This window comes from Bradyrhizobium icense (genome assembly GCF_001693385.1).
GTDB lineage: Bacteria > Pseudomonadota > Alphaproteobacteria > Rhizobiales > Xanthobacteraceae > Bradyrhizobium > Bradyrhizobium icense.
Genome location: NZ_CP016428.1, coordinates 1,240,963 through 1,257,508, shown reverse-complemented (window position 1 = coordinate 1,257,508; position 16,546 = coordinate 1,240,963). Strand labels below are relative to the sequence as shown.

Sequence of the window (16,546 nt, the reverse complement as noted above, 5' to 3'; positions counted from 1 at the left end):
TTCGAGCGAAGTGGATTCCGGTTCGCATGAAGAAAACGCGTCAGAAAAGAGCTCACGCCATCGCCAGCCGCTTGCGTGCCCGCATCAACAGCAGCACCATAATCCCGATGTTGAGCGCGTTCCACGCCAGCCCGTTCTCGAACGCGGCCATGTAGGAGCCGGTGGCGTCGAAGATCGCGCCCGAGATCCACCCGCCGAACGACATGCCGAACACGGAGGCGAAGATCACGATGCCGACGCGGGTGGCGGCTTCGGAGGCCGGCATCGCCTCGCGCACGATGATGGCATAGCTCGGCACGATGCCGCCCTGGAACAGGCCGAACATCGCCGAGATGACGTAGAGCGAGGTCAGGCTGTCGAAGAACAGATAGAACAGAAGCGCGGTGCCCTGCGCCACCGAGCCGATCAGGAGCGTGCGGATGCCGCCGATCTTGTCGGCGAGGAAGCCTGAACCGATGCGGCTGATGATGCCGAAACCCAGCATCAGCGACAGCATTTCGGCGCCGCGCGCCACGCCATAACCGAGATCGCCGCAATAGGCGACGATATGCACCTGCGGCATCGACATCGCCACGCAGCAGGCGATCGCAGCAAGCGACAGAATCGCGGTCAGCGCATTGGTGGAAAGGCGCAAATCGACGCGCGGCGGCGGCGCGTTCTCGTGGTCGCGCTGGCCCCCTGCCCCCATCAGCATCCGCAAGGCGATCAGCGCCAGCGTCATCGCCACCGCGGTGAAGATGCCGAGCCCGATATGGGTCGTGCGCCAGCCCGTCGTCTCGATGGCGTAGTTGACCACCGGAGGCCAGATCGCGCCGCCGATGTAATTGCCGCTGGCGGCAACGGCGACCGCGAGCCCGCGGTAGCGGTCGAACCAGTGCGAGGCTTCCGCCATCAGCGGCCCGAAGGTGGCGGACGAGGACAGCCCGATGGCAAAATGCACCAGGATAAAATGCCAGATCGAGGTCGACATTCCCGCGACGACATAGCCGAGCCCCAGAATGCCGATACCGAGCCCGATCGCCGTGACGATGCCGTAGCGGTCGGTAATCTTGCCGGTCAGCACCGCGCCGGAACCGAAGCCGAGCATGATCATCGTGAACGCCAGCGAAGCGGTGCCGCGGCTCGCGGCGAATTCCGTCTGCACCACGGGCAGCGCGACCACCACCGACCACATGCCGACGCTGCCGAGCGAACCGATCAGCACGGCCACGGCAAGCCGGATCCACGCCCGACGCGAATCGGGAACGAACAGGTCGGAATCTCGGGAAAGCTCAGAAGAAGTTACCACGGCCGGCGGAACTTCGGGGTCAAATCGCCCAAGGTCAAGCCACAATGCCGCGATGTTAGGCATGCAGTTGTGATGGGGACGGCGTCACGCCCTTGGCGGAATCGGCGATTGAGGCTAGTTTGCCTGCAATGTTCGTTCGCCTGACCAGACGGAAACGCGCCAAAGCGGGGTGGTTTGTCGCCCTGCTCTATCTGTTTTGCGTGCTGGCGCCCGGCGTTGCACTGGCGCTCGGCGACGGCGCGTCATGCCTGGTGATCGCGCTTCAGCCGGTCGCCGCGACGCATACGCATGATCACTCCGAGCATGCGGCAGGCAGCGCGCATCAGCATCATCACGAGCACGAAAGCCATGACGCCGATTCGGGCAACACCGCGCATGAGCCGGCCAAGCATGGACACGACAAGTCCTCGCCGGGGCCGTGCTGCGCCATGCTCTGTGTCTCCGGCATCGCGGCCGATCTACCGACGGTTGTAAAACCCTCGCAACCGACCTCGCTCTGCGTCTCCGAGAATTCCTGGCGCCTGCCGGGTGAGGCGCCCCCTCTTCATTACCGTCCTCCCATCGCCTGATCCGACGTAGCGACGTGGGCAGCCGCGCGACCACAGCGCGTGCACGCCCGTGGTCCACAGCGAGATCAGGGATTCATTCATGTCTGCGCAATCTTATGCGTGGTTCGGCGCCACCGGTTCGGTGGGCGGACGCCATGCCATCTTCAGGTCAGCGGTCCGCGGCGCCATCGCCGCCATCGCGATTGCGGCCGCGGGCTGTACACCTGCGACCACGCGCGTCGCCGGCGCCGATCCCGCCGATCCAGCGGCACGAGTAGCCCGTGTCGGCTACCGCTCGACGATTGCGCCCTACACTTCCTTGCGTCCCTCGACGCCCGCCCCCTGGCGCGAGCGCAACGAGAGCGTCACGCCCAAACAACGCGGGAATAGCCATGCGCATTAGTTTCATCTGGCGCACGCCGGCCATCGCCCTGCTGCTGTCAGCGGGCGTCGGCCTTTCCGGATGCGCTTCGTTCTCGCCGGATTCCGGGATGACCGTGGTGTCCGACGTCGCCAGCCAGACCATCGGCAAGGACGTCGCCTTCGTGCGTTCGGCCGATGGCGCCGAGCGAACCGGCGGCGCCGTGCGCCGCCTGCTCGGCCGCCCGCTCACCGTCGATACCGCCGTGCAGGTCGCGCTGTTGAGCAACAAGGGCCTGCAGGCCGCCTATAACGAGCTCGCACTGGCGGAAGCCGATCTGGTGGAGCAGAGCCTGCCGCCCAACCCGGTGTTCGCTATATCCCGCATCTCCGGCAACGGCAGCTACGAGATTGAACGTCAGGTCGTCGGCGACATTCTGGCGCTCGCCACCCTGCCGTTCCGCTCCGAGATCGCGCGCGAACGTTTTCGTCAGGCGCAGCTCCGCGCCGCGCTGGAGACGCTGCGGCTCGCCGCCGAGGTCCGGCGAACCTATTTCCGCACCGTTGCGGCCAATGAGATGGTCGGCCTGTTGACCGACGCGAAATCGACGGCCGAGAGCACCGCACAACTTGCAAAGAAGCTCGGCGAGACCGGCTCGCTCAACAAGCTCGATCAGGCGCGCGAGCAGGTATTTTATGCCGAAACCACCGCCGAGCTCGGCAGCGCACGCCAGGAGGCGACCAGCGCCCGCGAACGGCTTGCGCGGTTGATGGGCCTGTGGGGCAGCGATCTCGACTTTCGGCTGCCCAATCGGTTGCCTGCACTGCCGCGGCACCCGCAATCGCTTCCATCCATCGAAGTCGACGCGGTCGGCCATCGCATCGACCTGCAGGTCGCGCGCATGGAACTGGCCGCGCTCGAAAAATCGCTCGGCCTCGTTCAAGCAACCCGCTTTGTCACGTTGCTCGATCTTGCCGGGATATCCAAACGCATCCGCGAGGGCGACGGCCCGCCCATCCGGGAGCGCGGCTTCGACATCGAGTTCCAGATCCCGATCTTCGATGGCGGCGAAGTGCGGGTCCGGCAAGCCGTTGAGCGCTACAATCAGGCCTTCAACCTGCTCACCGAGAAGGCGATCAACGTGCGATCGGAAGCGCGCGACGCCTATCGCGTCTACCGCTCGACCTGGGACATCGCCAGCCACTATCAGCGCGAGATCCTGCCCTTGCGCCAGATCATCACCGAGGAGATGCAGCTCCGCTTCTCCTCGATGCAGATCGACGTGTTCGCGCTCCTGACCGAAGCGCGCCAGCGCCTCGCCTCCTTGCGTGCGGCGATCAACGCCAAACGGCAATTCTGGCTGGCGCAGTCCGACCTGCAGACCGCCGTCAACGGCGGCGGCTCGGGTGCCGCAAGGGAAACTCCAACGACCACGGCCGCGGCAGCGCCTGCCGCCGGCGGCGGGCACTAAAGGAGACAAGCCATGTTTTCACGCAGAGGATTTCTCGGCACCGCCGCGCTCCTCAGTGCCAGCGCGGTCACCGGCCGCGTGCAGGCCGCCGCCATTCCGGAAGCGCCGACTATGGACAAGGCGGTGATGCAGCCGCCGCTTCATCCGACCTCGGGTCCCGAGTACCGGCCCGTCGTCACGCTCAACGGCTGGACGCTGCCGTGGCGCATGAACGGCGACTGGAAGGAATTTCATCTGGTTGCGGAGCCCGTGGTGCGCGAATTCGCCGAGGGCATGAAGGCCAATCTGTGGGGCTATAACGGCCAGGCGCCGGGGCCGACCATCGAGGCGGTCGAGGGCGACAAGGTGCGCATCTTCGTCACCAACAAACTGCCCGAGCATACCACCGTGCACTGGCACGGCATGATCCTGCCATCAGGCATGGACGGCGTCGGCGGGGTGACGCAGCCGCACATCCCGCCCGGCAAAACCTTCGTCTACGAGTTCCAGCTCAAGCACAGCGGAACGTTCATGTACCACCCGCATTCCGACGAGATGGTGCAGATGGCGATGGGCATGATGGGCATGTTCGTCGTACACCCGCGCGATCCGGCGTTCCGCCCGGTCGACCGCGACTTCGTGTTCGTGATGTCGAGCTACCTGATCGACCCCGGCACCTATTTGCCGAAGGTCAACGAGATGACCGACTTCAACATGTGGACCTGGAATAGCCGTGTATTCCCCGGCATCGATCCGCTGCCGGTCCGCCTCGGCGACAGAGTCCGGGTCAGAATCGGCAACCTCACCATGACCAACCACCCGATCCACCTGCACGGCCATAACTTCTCGGTGAGTTGCACGGACGGCGGCTGGGTGCCCGAAAGCGCCCAATGGCCTGAAACGACTATTGACGTGCCGGTCGGGGCCATCCGCGCATTCGATGTGCTTGCCGACAATCCCGGCGACTGGGCGTTTCACTGTCACAAGTCGCATCACACCATGAACGCCATGGGCCACGACGTGAAGAACCTGATCGGCGTGTCGCGGAAGGACCTCGCCAAGGCCGTCGGCAAGCTCGCGCCCGACGCCATGGTGATGGGTTCGACCGGTATGGCGATGGGCGACATGGAAATGCCGGCGCCCGACAACACGCTGCCGATGATGACCGGCACCGGCCAGTTCGGCCCGATCGAGATGGGCGGCATGTTCACGGTGATGAAGATCCGCGAGGGACTCGCGCGCGACGATTACAAGGATCCGGGTCCATACCAGTTTCCGAAAGGCACGGTCGCCTGGGAAGTCGAGGCGCCATCGAATGAGCCCGCACGACAAGGACCGGCCAATGCGAAACCACCTGCAAAGGATACCAGGGGCGGAAAGCCCACACATATGAAGCACATGAAAATGTGAAAGCTCTCAAATGCGTTCAGGCATCAACAGGAGAAGATAGTGCAACTGAAACAACTCGCTCTGATCTCGATCGCCGCCACCGCTCTGCTTGCGGCGCCGGCGTATGCCGGGGAAGGCCCTGCCGGCCATCATCACCACGACGATTCCTTTTCAGCGGGAGAGCCGGGCAACGCCAAGAAGCCCGCTCGGGTCGTACAGGTCACCATGAGCGAGACGGACGGAAAGATGTTGTTCACGCCGGCGAAAGTCGAGGTGAAAAAGGGCGAACAGGTGAAGTTCATCTTGCGCAACAACGGCGAGCTCGATCACGAATTCATCCTCGCGACTACGGCGGAGAACCTCAAGCACGCCGAAGCCATGAAGAAGAATCCCGACATGGAGCACGACGATCCGAACGGGAAGCGGCTTGCGCCGAAGAAGACCAACGAGATGATCTGGAAATTCACCAAGAAGGGCGAATTCGAATATTCCTGCCTGATCCCCGGCCATCGGGAAGCCGGAATGACTGGAACGGTGGTCGTGAAGTAGTTCGATTCAGTATTCTACTGCAGTGAAAGGCAACGAGTATGAAAAGCAAAAAACTCGCAATAGCATCTCTGTCGGTCTCGCTCGTCCTGGGAATTGGAATTCCCCTGGCGCGGGCCGAAATGGTCAACGGCGAAGTCAGGAAAGTGGACGAGGCGGCCGGCAAGGTCACTCTGAAGCATGGCCCCATCAAGAGCCTCGACATGGAGGAGCCAATGACGATGGTCTTCCGTGTGCAGGATCCGGCGATTCTGAAGCAGATCAAGGTCGGCGATAAGGTTCAGTTCGAAGCGGAGCGAGCTGCAGCCGGGATCACGATCACGAAAATGCAGAAGGGCAAATAGAGCCGGCGAATGCTAGGCGCCGCCCTGGCGAGGAAGGCGGCCGCAAGTCGCAAATCGTCGAAAACCGGCCGCCGCTGCTCGATCCTAATCCGAGCACCGGTAGGTGCCCGTGCTCAGGTACAGCATCTTGTCGGGTACGGAAACCGACGTCACGTGGCCGTGCAGGTCCTGGCCGCGACGAATCAGGATCGTACCGTAGCCAACGGCGTAGCTGCCGTTCGGACGCCCCTTGCGTTCGAACGTGCCGGCCGCTCCGGTAACGCTTTTTCCGAAGATGAGGACATCGTCTCCGGTACAGGTCTTGCCGGAAACGACCGTTCGGATGGCCCCGACCGATCCGTCGACAGGCCGCTCCTGAGCGTAGAGCACTGCTGGCGAAGCCGTCGCGGCAAGGAAAAGGAATAGGGCGGGCGCTTTCATGACAACCTCCATCCCCGTCAGAGACGACCCGGAAGGTCGCGCATCAGCGATCGATGGACTGGCCATGAGGCCGTTTCTGATCCGTTCTTTACATAGGGCGGAAGTCGTCCACTTGCAAGCTCGCGGACGGGTTGAGGTCCGAACGATGGACGCAGCGGCCGAAAGGGTCACCTTGAAGCTCGGACCCAGCGAGAGTCGCAGGGTCCCTCAGCCGCATTCTCAGTCGCGACCAGTGACCGGTCGCTGTGGTGCACGCCGGTGATGATTTCGACGACCCAACAAATGGAGCAAGGGGCAACGAACGCGCCGCTTTGATTGAGATCAGTTTCAGGGATCGCCGGGGCGCATCACGGGGTACAGCATCGGACCACAGGCCGAGGAACCACCGTTGCGCCTTCGCGTTTTCTGTAGTGCAATCGCGACGGTGGTGTCGGGCCGGACAACGCTTGCCCGGTATAGTTGCCGGCGGCTTCGAGGAGTGACTATGCACAAGCACCGCTATGGTCATCTCGCCGTCATGACCGCGCTATCCTTTATCGCGATGTTCATCCTGATGTACGCGATGATCGACCGCTTCGCGGACGTGTACCCGAACGTCAACCAGTTCTACATGGCGGGGCTGATGGCCGCGCCGATGCTCATCATCGAGTTGCTGGTGATGCGCGGCATGTATCCGGACACCAGGATGAACCCTGATGTTCGGCGGCGCGGCCCTCCTCGCGCTGGTGCTGTTCTTCCTGGGCATCCGGACCCAGACGGCGGTCGCCGACGTGCAATTCATCAAGTCGATGATCCCGCACCATTCGGGAGCTACTGATGTGCGAGCGGTCTGCGATTTCGGATGCAGAACTCGGGAACCTCTGCAGCGAGATCGTCAAGGGACAGCAGCAGGAGATCGACCAGATGAAGCAAATACTGGCCCGGCTCAACAAGTAGCATGCAGGATTAGTCCTGGGTGGATAGTCCAACGGAAAAGGTGAAATCGATGAGCGAGATACTGCATTGCATCGCCCGGCGATCCTTCATCGGCGCGATCGCCGCCATGCTGGCAGGCCGGACGATCGCGTTCGCCGCTGCCGCCAACCCCGTGGTCACCGTCCACAAGGATCCGAACTGCGGCTGTTGTTCGGACTGGGTCGATCATCTGCGCGCGGCCGGCTTTCCGGTCGATGTGCATGAGGCCACAGATCTTGCGCCGGTCAAGCAGCAGCATGGCATTCCGCCTGAGCTCGCCGCTTGCCACACCGCGGTCGTGAGCGGCTATGCGATCGAAGGACATGTGCCCGCGCTCGCGATCCAGCGCTTGCTGGCGGAGCGTCCGAACGCCAAGGGCCTTGCCGTTCCCGGGATGCCGGTCGGGTCACCCGGAATGGAAGGCGGGACGCCGCAGCCTTACACCGTCGTGTTGTTCGGACCGGCCGGGCAAAGCCCTTACATGCGCTTCGTCGGAACGCAGCCGGTTGACACCTGATTTCAGTTGAGCCGCGCCTCGGACGCGCGCCGGCCAGCGAGGTGACGGGTTCGCAGGCTCGAGCGATCCTGGGCGTTACATTGTTCCGGAAATTCTGCAAACGGACGCGGTACAGGCTCGAAAAGCCGCTATACAAGCGAGGACAAGCGCACCGGATCCATGGTCCCGGCATTGGCGCAGCCGAACTGGAAAGCAGCGAACGAGACGCCCCTTGCGAAGGATTGATGATCAGACCTTTCTGCTCTTGCTGTTTGCCGTTACGCTGGCATTCGCCTGGATTTTGCAGCCGTTCTACGGCGCCGTTCTGTGGGCGATCATCGTAGCCGTCATCTTTGCGCCGGTGAATCGGGCGCTGCTGCGATCGATGCCCGGCAGGCCGAACCTCGCGGCCCTGGTAACCGTCCTGCTCATCATCGCGATCGTGCTCATACCGCTGGCGATGGTTGCGGCCTCCCTGGTGCAGGAAGCAACCAGTCTTTTTGAGAAGATCAGGTCCGGAGAATATGATTTCGCCGGCTACATCCAGCGTGTCTTCGATGCGCTGCCGGCCTGGGCTACCGGTTGGCTGGAACGGTTCAACCTGACAAATCTTTCAGGGCTTCGCGACACATTGTCGTCCAGCCTGATGAGGGGCGGTCAGGTTCTGGCTCCCCAGGCGCTTACCATCGGGATGAACACTTTCGAGTTCGTGATCAGCATCGGCATCATGTTGTACCTGCTGTTTTTCCTGACGCGCGATGGCAGGGCAGTGGCGGACCTGATCAAGCAGGCTGTTCCACTCCACGGCGATCAGAAATCAGCGCTCTTCACCAGGTTCGCCGATGTCGTTCGCGCCACCGTCAAGGGTGGAGTTCTGGTGGCCATTGTCCAGGGCGCGCTCGGCGGTTTGGCGTTCTGGTTCCTTGGGGTTCACGCGCCGATTTTGTGGGCCGTGCTGATGGCGTTCCTGTCGCTGCTGCCGGCCATCGGAGCCGCGTTGGTCTGGCTTCCCGTCGCGATCTACTTTCTCGCAACCGGCGCCGTTTGGCAGGGCATCGGGCTGATCGCCTATGGCGTACTGATCATTGGCTTGGTGGACAATGTGCTGCGTCCATTCCTGGTCGGCAAGGATACCAAGCTGCCGGATTACGTTGTGCTGATTTCCACGCTGGGCGGCATCGAAGTCTTCGGACTCAACGGCTTCGTCATCGGCCCGCTGATCGCCGCGATCTTCATGGTGAGCTGGGAAATTTTTTCGGCGTCGAGGCGGACGTCACGAGATGAACGCGTGGGCGACGGGTAATATTCACCGCGGGCGCCGTCATTGCGAGGATCGAGGCGACGAAGCAATTTCCTTGCGGCGCGATGGAGTGCTTCGCTTCGCTCGCAATGACAGGACTAACCGTAGGATGGGTATCGCTTTCGCTCCACCCATCCTACATTCCGTCCCCTACCCCAGTTCAAACGTCGTGACGCCGAACGCCCGCTCCAGCCGCAGCGGCGGGATCGCGCCGGTATACATCCGCGCCGTCTCGAACACCGGCGCGAGCCCAAAACCTTCCGCCAGCGCGACCGCGTCGCGGTTGATGCCGGGCACGTCCAGAAACACCTCGCCGCCGCCCACCCTGGCGAGCAAGGCGGACAGTACCGCTTCGGCGGTCGTGCGGTCGTCGGCAACCAGCGGTCCGATCTTGAAGCCCTTCCGGCACGGCCGGATCACACCCCAGCCCGCAAGCCGTCCATCGCGCACGACCGCGCACCCGACATGGCCGGGCGCGCCGATCCAGGCCCGCAGGAACGCCGGCCGCCGCGCCGGAAACACCGTCGCGTCGTCTGCTTCCACATCAGCCAGCGGGACTTCGCTCAAATCAATTACTTCGGCCTGCGCCGCACTCGGGGCCGCGACCATGCCGCCATAGCGGACGTTGGCGTAAGCGAGCTGAAAGCCGGATTTTCTGTAATTGTCCTGCTGCGCCACCACGCCATCGAGCCCGATCACGCGCGCGCCGGCATGCGCGATGGCCGCGTTCCATATTCGCAAGCCATAACCTTTGCCGCGCAAATCTGCCCGCACGATGTAAAAGCCGAGAAAGGAAAAGCCCGCGCTGTAATTGACGCAGGAGGCAGTCGCGACAGGCGCGCCATTGATCTCGCCGATGAAAAACCCTCCCGGATCGACAGATGAAAAGCAGGCGTCGTCGACAAGGCCCGGATTCCACCCCTCGGCCGCGGCCCAGTCGATTGCGATCGATATCTCGTCGGGTCGCATCGTACGGATGGTGAAGTCGTTCATAAGGACAATCCTCGAGCCGTCATTGCGAGGAGCGAAGCGACGAAGCAATCCATGCTTTTTCTGCGGCTCAATGGATTTGCTTCGCGGAGCCTGTCATCGGACGCACGTTCGCGCGACCCGTTGGCTCGCAATGACGCTGCTATGCCGGGCATTCACATTCAACTGCCAGGCTGCGCAATTGCGATAGGCATCACAGTTCCTCAACTCACGAGGCCGATGAAAATGTGCGCAGTCCAGAAATGGCACACTTCGTCGTGCAGAATATCATTGCGCCTTGCGAATTGTTTAGCGAAAATTAACCACGCTGGCTGGCGCGGCGCTGCGTAGTTGGAGGCTTCACACATGTACCGATCATCGCTCACGCTGGCCTTTGTTGTCCTGTGTTCCGCGACCGCCGCGGCCAGCGACCTGTCATCATCCGTCTACGTCGCGCCAGGCGGAATCTATGCGCCTTCCGCAAACATCAATGTGCGCCCGCGACCGGCTTATCGGCCGTACGCGGAACCCGGTTACCGATATCGCTCTTACGGTGTGCCGGACCCCGCCTACCGCGCACCGGCAGCGGTCTATGGCGACTACGGAACGCCCTACCCCGCACAGCCCGTCTACGTCGAACGCGCGCCCGCCTATTCCGACTACGCGCAGGAATACGACTATGCGGGCGAATACGCGCCGCGGCCACCGCTGCCCGTGCCCTACCGCGCGCGGGCGCGATGCGACGACGGTTATGGCCGGTGGAGCTATTGCGATTGAGCCGCCCGCTCGCGCGGGTTCGGAGTGCGTGGCTCCACCCATCCTACATCCCTGCTGCAGCAAGGGCCTCGGCTCCGCCAGGAGTTGAGGCCTTGATTTTCAACGCATGTGGATAAATGCCGGCGAAGTGCTGCCGGTAACTTCCGCCCGGTCATCGGATATGCGCCAAGCCGCCACTCCGACGCACACGGTGAGCATCAGGGACATCACGAGCAGAAGCATAAAGGAAAACTGGCTCAACTCCCTTGCCCCGCAAATCAAACTTAAATTTGGTGGAAGCGAGCACGGTCTGCCGAGTCGAACAATGCAGTTCGGTTGACCTAAGTGGAGTTTTCCCCACGCGAGATTTTTTGCAGATGGACCTGGACGCGTGGCCGTCGAACATGATCGCGTGAATCCACGATCGGCGGAGGGCACTTTCTCGATCGCGGTGGCCAGCGCCGGTGCGGCGAAACCGGGAAACGGCCTTGCCGCCCATCGCCGCCGCCTGTCGCTTGTACGCTCGGTAAACGACCGACATTGACGTCCTTCCATTCGACACCGCGTAGCTCTCTGAGCCTGCTGCAGGTGCTCACTCATTCGGAGGAGGTTCATTCCAGCATTCAGCCGCAGTCCAAAGTCGTGGGATGGATGGGAAGCGCTTCTCCGCCGCTGACCGGTCAAGCACACGTTTGCCCATCTTATGGCGCAACGAGATTTTCATCTGAATCAATGACTTACTGGCTGATCAAATGCTTGGTTCCGCCAACCATTGAAATAAAATTTGATGGAACTCCGATAAAAATCGGGGGAAAATTCCAAATGGGGTCTTGATTTGCCTTCTTTCTTTCAGCGGGGCGCTTTTGTGAGTAACGAGTATGACTGATCAACAATTGGCTATTCAGGCAATTGGCGAGGCGCAACTCATACTGGAAGAATACCTGCAACCCCGCCCGCAAGACAATGAGCGTATCCTCGACAAGTTGATTGAAGTTCTCGAACGCCCCGATGTGATGGCTGCTGTGAGCCGTTTGCAGCAACGTAGTTGCTTCGAGCTACGCAAATGAGCAAGCGGCTTTCATCAATGACTTTGACGGCCTTGGTTGCTGCGCTGTTGTTGTTGTTGGGAATGCCAAGTGTGGAAGCGAAACAGCAATGCAGCGCCGCGGCGCCGTCGAATCCGAATGGAAAATGGTGGTCGTATCGTCTCATCGACGGACGAAAATGCTGGTACGAAGGCAAGCCGGGGCTTTCGAAAGACTTGCTGGAGTGGAAGGGCGTGTCCGCGCAACCCCTGCTCAAGGATGTTGTGAACATAGTCCCGGAGAAGCGCTTCAATCCACTGGACGCGCAAGCGTGGGCGCCGAAGGAAGCCGTGCAAGCGTGGGCACCTGAGGAAGCCGTGCAAGCGCGGGCGCCGAATTACGTCCCTGACACTTTTGATGAGTTATGGAGCGGAAGGATCTGGCTTTTAAATTAGAAAATTGACGGTTCGCCTGGTTCTTGGCTTCGGCTTTTTGTGCTCACTGGTGCCTGTTGTTGAGTTAACGCTGATTTCTGCCGTTCGCACGACAACTCGCGCATCGAAGGCCGACCCGGACGCGTTCTTGGAACCAGCGTGCGCTTTGTCTTACGTGAGTCGCCCTTAGAGGAGGGTGCGATGAAGGACGTACGAGATGCGAGCGACGCCGGGCGGTGTCATCCGCCTCATCATCCAACTTGCAATCATTGCGGCGGCATAGCGCGGCCCGTGGCGATCCTCGACAGTCGCCAGGGCAAGAACTTTCGCCTCCTCCGCTGCCTCAACTGCGAGAAAACGGATTGGGCTGAAGAGCAGTAACCGCTGCAATCGAGAGCAGCCGCGGAAGGCGTCCAAGGTGGCTTCCTACCATCTCGAACCTCGAGGGGGCGTTGCAACTCAGTAAGTCACGTTGTTGACAGCTTCGATGTAGCGGGGACCGCTCCCATGCACTGCTGCACCTCGTTCGGCACGTTATAGTCGCGCATGACAGGGCGGCTGTCGCGCAAGCCACACGCCTCTCGCTGCACCACGTACATCCAGAGCGCGTGGCCGGCCTCCGTCACCAGGATGCGCCGCGCCTGTTGCGCTGACGCCGGCGCGCCCGAGCGTGGCTGGGTGGCATCGAACTCCCGCAGCCTGGCGAGGGCCGCTTCCAGCGCTCGCCCCATCCGTCCGAGCGCCACGGCCTGATCCTGGGCGATCTCATAGTTGAGAACGTCGACGGAAGTGCGATCAAGGCGAAAATCGCGGGACATGGGAAATGTATAGCGCCATTCGGATCGCATGCGCAACGATGCGCATTATTGTTGCGATCGCTGCCTGGGTTTGATGCTGATCGAGCTTAGCAGAGTTGCGGTCACGATCATCGCTGCGATGCCAGTGAGACTCAATGCTATCTGCATCGCAAGTCCGTCTGAAATGTCGAGCAGCGCCACGTGGCTGGCGAACGTCAAGAGAACGCCGAGGCAAAAGATTGGCAGCGAGTTCTGGCCACAGAGGATCGCGCCGCGCATCACCGGCGTCGTCAACCCTCGCCAATTGCGAGGCACGAGCCATGACGCCAAAACCGCAAGGGCCAAAAAATGCAGCAGGCGCAATAGATCGAGATTCGATTTGTCCAATGGGTAAGTCAGTTTCGCCAACGCCTCCGGGATCAGTGTTTCCAGCAGTTTGATGCGCCAGCTCAATGCGATGACCAGGGTGAAGAGCAGATACAGAGCGGCAAGCATAAGCGTGGTGCGTGACGTCACCCATGACCGGGGCCTCTTGCCCTCGATCATCCACCACGCGCCAAGCACGAACAGCAATTGCCAGGCCAGCGGATTGAAAGCCCAGTGGCCGTTCGGCCACGCCGGGAAGGTCCAGCCAAAGGCATGCACCAACACATAAAGCGCCAGCGAGGCGCCAAGCGTCGCGTTCGGCGCTCGCAGCAGCAGCCACAGCAGCGGCGCGAACAAGAGGTGAAGAAGCACGAAGACTGCCAACACGTCGGTATTGACCGGACGGTATTGCAGGACCGCCGCGCGCGCGAGCGTCGCGCCGGGATGGTCCAGCAAGATACGCGTATTGCTCTCGTCAGCAAGACGGCCAGTGCCCGCCAGGTGAACCAGGATGGCGCAAGCGAGCGTGAGCAGCAGAAATGCGACATAAATGTCCCAGCTTCGCCGCAGCGTTCGGCTGATCACTCCGGTCCAGCCCTCGCAGCGCCATGCCCTGCCGTAGGCCAGCGCGCAGGTTACGCCCGAGACGAACATGAACACTTCCGCGGCATCGCTGAAGCCGTAGTTCCGCAGCGTCAGCCAAGCTCCGATATTGTTGGGAACATGGTCAAGAAAGATGAACCACAGCGCGATGCCTCGGCAGGCATCTATTCGCAGGTCGCGGCCTTCGCCTTTCAACTCCGGCAGCTCGCCGACGACGAACTTAGGGATGGTAATTCGGTCGCGCATCTCGATCACCCCGAGCCAGCAAAATGGACCCGCCGCTCGAGCTCCTGGTGTGAGCTCGTTCACCATTAAAGGCTTATTTTTTCAGGCGAATCTGCGCGCGAGCGTTGAGTGCTGTCGGCGTTGCACGTGATCATTTGAGCCCCGCGATTGAGGTCCGCGCGATCGTCAGCAAGCGTAGCCGAAGCGACATCCGGGTCATGCCGAGTCCCGCATATCGCGTGCGCTCATGCGGGCTGCTTGCTGATTCCTTGAAGCACGAAGTTTCGGACCGCGTGCTTACACCGAAGCCATTCCAATGAATCAGATTTCGCAGTCGACTGAATTCAAGGCCTTGCGCAAGCCACCAAACGCGCTCAGCCGACAGGGCTCGGTGTCGCTGACGGCCTTTCGCCGCTCGGAAATGGTCGTTCGCTTGATAACGGTGGTCTTTGGCTTCGGCTTAGGACGGGCGGCGGCGACCTTCTTTGGACGGGCGGCGGTAACGACCTTCTTTGATTTGGAATCGTGTCGATGGCGGTTGATCACCCTTGGGGGCTCCGAAGGACCGACACTGATGTCTTCCGACGGAGAAATACGTTCGTCGACTAGCGCAGGTTGCGCCGGTGTCTCGATGCTCGGCGCAGCAATTTCAAGTCGATCAGCCTTCGCCAATGCAACATGTGAATCGGAAACGGCCACGGTTGTCTCGGCAAGCGGCTGGACGACCACTTCTGCATTACGCGCTGGCGTTCCGAGTTCCATTGCCACTAGCGCTCCTACACCCAATGGGATGAGGAGGCCCACCAACACCATTCTGAGCATGATGCTCCTCCGATTGGTTTAGTGCCGGTGAAAATTCTCCGATCTAATGAGGCAACTTGGCGGCGGCTCGCGTAACAACTCGAGCCACGTCCAGTCTGTTTGCCGATAGGGTTAACGCCGGCGTGGATGTTCCCGACGCGCGAACGTTGAATGGAGGAACGGGATCGCTTGCCTGGGTAAAGGAGGTTAGCACCAGCCGAACGCGTGTAGAGAAAGCAAGCGCAGCCCGGATGAGCGAAGCGACATCCGGGCTGGTTATGCCGAGCCCCGCACATCGCCTTGCTCATGCGGATCCTCGCGGTGAGTTGATGGTTGGAAACTCAGCTTACCTCCTGACCACCTGTCACCCCATAGGATCTACTTGCTAACCGTATGTCGTGATCCCCATCAGGACGTTGCTATGCTCGGTAGGCAACAAGAACGGCACCGCACGCGATCAAAGTCACGCCGAGCCAATTTGGCAGCGAAAGTCGTTCACCGAGGAAGAGCACCGCGAAAACCGACACGAAGACGACGCTGAGCTTATCGATCGGAGCAACACGCGCGGCATCCCCCAGCTTCAAGGCGCGAAAGTAGCAAATCCAGGAAGCGCCTGTCGCGGCACCCGAGAGGATGAGGAACACCCACGTCTTCAAGGAAACGCTGGACGGCTGTTGCCAGCCTCCCGAGGCGTAGACGATCAGTGCGGCCACCAACAGGATGACCACAGTGCGAATAAACGTCGCCAAGTCCGAGTTGACGTTCTCAATGCCGACCTTTGCGAAGACGGCCGTTAGGGCCGCGAATGCTGCGGAAAGCAACGCCCAAAATACCCAAGAGAGCAGGAGATTTTTCATGCTCAGGGAAGTGCCCGCACGAGCCGCAACGCGGCGATCAGTGCTCCAACGGACAGCGCTACCGACGCAACCACGTAAGCAGATGATGCCCAGGTCTGGCCGCGTTCAATTAAGTAGTAAGCGTCGAGGGAGAACGTCGAAAACGTTGTGAAGCCGCCACAGATGCCGACTGTCAGGAACATCCGCATCGTCTGTGACAGGTCCCATTTGGCTGCAATCAAGCCTGCCAATGCGCCAATCAGAAATGAGCCAGTCACGTTGATGATCAGCGTGCCCCACGGAAAGTCGCTTCTGGACAGCTTACCTGAGCCGATGCCGACCAAGTATCGTGCAACTGATCCCAGAGCGCCGCCGGCCGCTACAGAAAGGATGGATTGAAAGGTCATTGGGCATACTCCTACCTGCGCTCTCGCGCTCCGGTAGGAGTCATCAGCCGAGACGGCGGTTATCGGGGGACTCCATCCCCATCACCTTGAAGTCAGATAAGCGAGAAAGTCTGCGTCAGCAAGCCCTGCCTACGCTCCCAACTGGAACTCGCGCTAATGCCTAACGCGGCGAGTTCAAAACGACGCTCAGGGAGTCATTGAGCGTACCCAACTTCATTTGAAGCCTGACTC

21 protein-coding genes and 1 riboswitch are annotated in these 16,546 nt (G+C 61.3%); of the genes, 13 read left to right on the top strand and 8 right to left on the bottom strand.

Going from position 1 to position 16,546, the window contains the following annotated elements; genetic code table 11:
• Nucleotides 1-52: 52 nt before the first annotated feature.
• Nucleotides 53-1,210 carry an MFS transporter gene (locus LMTR13_RS06010; protein ID WP_236843289.1) on the bottom strand — a complete coding sequence of 386 codons (1,158 nt, stop codon included), beginning with the start codon at nucleotides 1,208-1,210 and terminating at the stop codon, nucleotides 53-55.
• A gap of 206 nt (nucleotides 1,211-1,416) precedes the next feature.
• Between LMTR13_RS06010 and LMTR13_RS06005 the strand changes: the two genes are divergently transcribed.
• The 6 genes from LMTR13_RS06005 to LMTR13_RS05980 all read left to right on the top strand — a co-directional run bounded on the left by LMTR13_RS06005 (nucleotide 1,417) and on the right by LMTR13_RS05980 (nucleotide 5,926).
• Nucleotides 1,417-1,857 carry a hypothetical protein gene (locus LMTR13_RS06005; protein WP_065727085.1) on the top strand — a complete coding sequence of 147 codons (441 nt, stop codon included), beginning with the start codon at nucleotides 1,417-1,419 and terminating at the stop codon, nucleotides 1,855-1,857.
• Between the two features lie 79 nt (nucleotides 1,858-1,936).
• Nucleotides 1,937-2,239, top strand: coding sequence for a hypothetical protein (locus LMTR13_RS06000; RefSeq protein WP_065727084.1), 303 nt, complete (start codon nucleotides 1,937-1,939; stop codon nucleotides 2,237-2,239).
• Nucleotides 2,229-3,668, top strand: a complete 1,440-nt coding sequence (locus LMTR13_RS05995) for a TolC family protein (RefSeq protein ID WP_065727083.1) — start codon at nucleotides 2,229-2,231, stop codon at nucleotides 3,666-3,668. Before LMTR13_RS06000 ends, LMTR13_RS05995 begins: the two co-directional genes overlap by 11 nt.
• A gap of 12 nt (nucleotides 3,669-3,680) precedes the next feature.
• Nucleotides 3,681-5,057, top strand: coding sequence for a multicopper oxidase family protein (locus LMTR13_RS05990; protein ID WP_065727082.1), 1,377 nt, complete (start codon nucleotides 3,681-3,683; stop codon nucleotides 5,055-5,057).
• Between the two features lie 39 nt (nucleotides 5,058-5,096).
• Entirely contained in the window at nucleotides 5,097-5,585 is a 489-nt protein-coding gene (locus tag LMTR13_RS05985) for a cupredoxin domain-containing protein (protein ID WP_418219754.1), read from the top strand.
• A gap of 38 nt (nucleotides 5,586-5,623) precedes the next feature.
• Complete coding sequence (locus tag LMTR13_RS05980; protein ID WP_065727080.1) at nucleotides 5,624-5,926, top strand: copper-binding protein; 303 nt, start codon at nucleotides 5,624-5,626, stop codon at nucleotides 5,924-5,926.
• An 84-nt stretch (nucleotides 5,927-6,010) separates the two neighbouring features.
• On the opposite strand, the gene LMTR13_RS05975 is transcribed toward LMTR13_RS05980, so the two are convergent.
• Nucleotides 6,011-6,346: a hypothetical protein gene (locus tag LMTR13_RS05975; RefSeq protein ID WP_156795453.1), complete on the bottom strand. Its 336-nt coding sequence runs from the start codon at nucleotides 6,344-6,346 to the stop codon at nucleotides 6,011-6,013.
• 484 nt (nucleotides 6,347-6,830) lie between these two features.
• Between LMTR13_RS05975 and LMTR13_RS05970 the strand changes: the two genes are divergently transcribed.
• The 4 genes from LMTR13_RS05970 (at nucleotide 6,831) to LMTR13_RS05960 (ending at nucleotide 9,099) form a co-directional block, all read left to right on the top strand.
• Nucleotides 6,831-7,163 (top strand): hypothetical protein, encoded by a 333-nt coding sequence (locus tag LMTR13_RS05970; RefSeq protein ID WP_197521012.1) that lies wholly within the window; start codon nucleotides 6,831-6,833, stop codon nucleotides 7,161-7,163.
• Entirely contained in the window at nucleotides 7,163-7,282 is a 120-nt protein-coding gene (locus LMTR13_RS42170; RefSeq protein WP_236843288.1) for a DUF305 domain-containing protein, read from the top strand. Before LMTR13_RS05970 ends, LMTR13_RS42170 begins: the two co-directional genes overlap by 1 nt.
• 49 nt (nucleotides 7,283-7,331) lie before the next feature.
• Complete coding sequence (locus LMTR13_RS05965; RefSeq protein ID WP_156795452.1) at nucleotides 7,332-7,817, top strand: DUF411 domain-containing protein; 486 nt, start codon at nucleotides 7,332-7,334, stop codon at nucleotides 7,815-7,817.
• A 211-nt stretch (nucleotides 7,818-8,028) separates the two neighbouring features.
• The gene (locus LMTR13_RS05960) at nucleotides 8,029-9,099 is read left to right on the top strand and encodes an AI-2E family transporter (RefSeq protein ID WP_065727078.1); all 1,071 of its coding nucleotides are present in this window, start codon (nucleotides 8,029-8,031) and stop codon (nucleotides 9,097-9,099) included.
• 147 nt (nucleotides 9,100-9,246) lie between these two features.
• On the opposite strand, the gene LMTR13_RS05955 is transcribed toward LMTR13_RS05960, so the two are convergent.
• Nucleotides 9,247-10,089 carry a GNAT family N-acetyltransferase gene (locus LMTR13_RS05955; protein WP_065727077.1) on the bottom strand — a complete coding sequence of 281 codons (843 nt, stop codon included), beginning with the start codon at nucleotides 10,087-10,089 and terminating at the stop codon, nucleotides 9,247-9,249.
• A 342-nt stretch (nucleotides 10,090-10,431) separates the two neighbouring features.
• On the opposite strand from LMTR13_RS05955, the gene LMTR13_RS05950 reads away from it, so the two are divergent.
• The 3 genes from LMTR13_RS05950 (at nucleotide 10,432) to LMTR13_RS05940 (ending at nucleotide 12,301) form a co-directional block, all read left to right on the top strand.
• Nucleotides 10,432-10,842 carry a hypothetical protein gene (locus tag LMTR13_RS05950; RefSeq protein ID WP_065727076.1) on the top strand — a complete coding sequence of 137 codons (411 nt, stop codon included), beginning with the start codon at nucleotides 10,432-10,434 and terminating at the stop codon, nucleotides 10,840-10,842.
• A gap of 857 nt (nucleotides 10,843-11,699) precedes the next feature.
• Nucleotides 11,700-11,888, top strand: coding sequence for a hypothetical protein (locus LMTR13_RS05945; RefSeq protein ID WP_065727075.1), 189 nt, complete (start codon nucleotides 11,700-11,702; stop codon nucleotides 11,886-11,888).
• Nucleotides 11,885-12,301 carry a hypothetical protein gene (locus tag LMTR13_RS05940; protein ID WP_065727074.1) on the top strand — a complete coding sequence of 139 codons (417 nt, stop codon included), beginning with the start codon at nucleotides 11,885-11,887 and terminating at the stop codon, nucleotides 12,299-12,301. Before LMTR13_RS05945 ends, LMTR13_RS05940 begins: the two co-directional genes overlap by 4 nt.
• Nucleotides 12,302-12,747: 446 nt before the next feature.
• Here the strand turns inward: LMTR13_RS05940 and LMTR13_RS05930 are convergent, their stop codons facing one another.
• The 5 genes from LMTR13_RS05930 to crcB form a co-directional block, all read right to left on the bottom strand.
• Nucleotides 12,748-13,098: a DUF6665 family protein gene (locus LMTR13_RS05930; RefSeq protein WP_065727072.1), complete on the bottom strand. Its 351-nt coding sequence runs from the start codon at nucleotides 13,096-13,098 to the stop codon at nucleotides 12,748-12,750.
• Nucleotides 13,099-13,143: 45 nt separating this feature from the next.
• Complete coding sequence (locus tag LMTR13_RS05925; protein ID WP_065732461.1) at nucleotides 13,144-14,292, bottom strand: OpgC domain-containing protein; 1,149 nt, start codon at nucleotides 14,290-14,292, stop codon at nucleotides 13,144-13,146.
• 300 nt (nucleotides 14,293-14,592) lie between these two features.
• Entirely contained in the window at nucleotides 14,593-15,093 is a 501-nt protein-coding gene (locus LMTR13_RS05920; RefSeq protein ID WP_065727071.1) for a hypothetical protein, read from the bottom strand.
• 398 nt (nucleotides 15,094-15,491) lie between these two features.
• Nucleotides 15,492-15,929: an EamA family transporter gene (locus tag LMTR13_RS05915; RefSeq protein ID WP_065727070.1), complete on the bottom strand. Its 438-nt coding sequence runs from the start codon at nucleotides 15,927-15,929 to the stop codon at nucleotides 15,492-15,494.
• Between the two features lie 2 nt (nucleotides 15,930-15,931).
• The gene (gene crcB, locus LMTR13_RS05910; protein ID WP_065727069.1) at nucleotides 15,932-16,315 is read right to left on the bottom strand and encodes a fluoride efflux transporter CrcB; all 384 of its coding nucleotides are present in this window, start codon (nucleotides 16,313-16,315) and stop codon (nucleotides 15,932-15,934) included.
• Between the two features lie 27 nt (nucleotides 16,316-16,342).
• A riboswitch (Fluoride riboswitch) is annotated at nucleotides 16,343-16,404 on the bottom strand.
• Nucleotides 16,405-16,546: the final 142 nt, after the last annotated feature.

What these genes read in the sequence shown, in the direction of transcription:
- LMTR13_RS06005 (WP_065727085.1), top strand. Translation starts at nt 1,417, where the DNA reads ATGTTCGTTCGCCTGACCAGACGGAAACGCGCCAAAGCGGGGTGGTTT.
- LMTR13_RS06000 (WP_065727084.1), top strand. Translation starts at nt 1,937, where the DNA reads ATGTCTGCGCAATCTTATGCGTGGTTCGGCGCCACCGGTTCGGTGGGC.
- LMTR13_RS05995 (WP_065727083.1), top strand. Translation starts at nt 2,229, where the DNA reads ATGCGCATTAGTTTCATCTGGCGCACGCCGGCCATCGCCCTGCTGCTG.
- LMTR13_RS05990 (WP_065727082.1), top strand. Translation starts at nt 3,681, where the DNA reads ATGTTTTCACGCAGAGGATTTCTCGGCACCGCCGCGCTCCTCAGTGCC.
- LMTR13_RS05980 (WP_065727080.1), top strand. Translation starts at nt 5,624, where the DNA reads ATGAAAAGCAAAAAACTCGCAATAGCATCTCTGTCGGTCTCGCTCGTC.
- LMTR13_RS05975 (WP_156795453.1), bottom strand. Translation starts at nt 6,346, where the DNA reads ATGAAAGCGCCCGCCCTATTCCTTTTCCTTGCCGCGACGGCTTCGCCA.
- LMTR13_RS05970 (WP_197521012.1), top strand. Translation starts at nt 6,831, where the DNA reads ATGCACAAGCACCGCTATGGTCATCTCGCCGTCATGACCGCGCTATCC.
- LMTR13_RS42170 (WP_236843288.1), top strand. Translation starts at nt 7,163, where the DNA reads ATGTGCGAGCGGTCTGCGATTTCGGATGCAGAACTCGGGAACCTCTGC.
- LMTR13_RS05965 (WP_156795452.1), top strand. Translation starts at nt 7,332, where the DNA reads ATGAGCGAGATACTGCATTGCATCGCCCGGCGATCCTTCATCGGCGCG.
- LMTR13_RS05955 (WP_065727077.1), bottom strand. Translation starts at nt 10,089, where the DNA reads ATGAACGACTTCACCATCCGTACGATGCGACCCGACGAGATATCGATC.
- LMTR13_RS05950 (WP_065727076.1), top strand. Translation starts at nt 10,432, where the DNA reads ATGTACCGATCATCGCTCACGCTGGCCTTTGTTGTCCTGTGTTCCGCG.
- LMTR13_RS05945 (WP_065727075.1), top strand. Translation starts at nt 11,700, where the DNA reads ATGACTGATCAACAATTGGCTATTCAGGCAATTGGCGAGGCGCAACTC.
- LMTR13_RS05940 (WP_065727074.1), top strand. Translation starts at nt 11,885, where the DNA reads ATGAGCAAGCGGCTTTCATCAATGACTTTGACGGCCTTGGTTGCTGCG.
- LMTR13_RS05930 (WP_065727072.1), bottom strand. Translation starts at nt 13,098, where the DNA reads ATGTCCCGCGATTTTCGCCTTGATCGCACTTCCGTCGACGTTCTCAAC.
- LMTR13_RS05925 (WP_065732461.1), bottom strand. Translation starts at nt 14,292, where the DNA reads ATGCGCGACCGAATTACCATCCCTAAGTTCGTCGTCGGCGAGCTGCCG.
- LMTR13_RS05920 (WP_065727071.1), bottom strand. Translation starts at nt 15,093, where the DNA reads ATGCTCAGAATGGTGTTGGTGGGCCTCCTCATCCCATTGGGTGTAGGA.
- LMTR13_RS05915 (WP_065727070.1), bottom strand. Translation starts at nt 15,929, where the DNA reads ATGAAAAATCTCCTGCTCTCTTGGGTATTTTGGGCGTTGCTTTCCGCA.
- crcB (WP_065727069.1), bottom strand. Translation starts at nt 16,315, where the DNA reads ATGACCTTTCAATCCATCCTTTCTGTAGCGGCCGGCGGCGCTCTGGGA.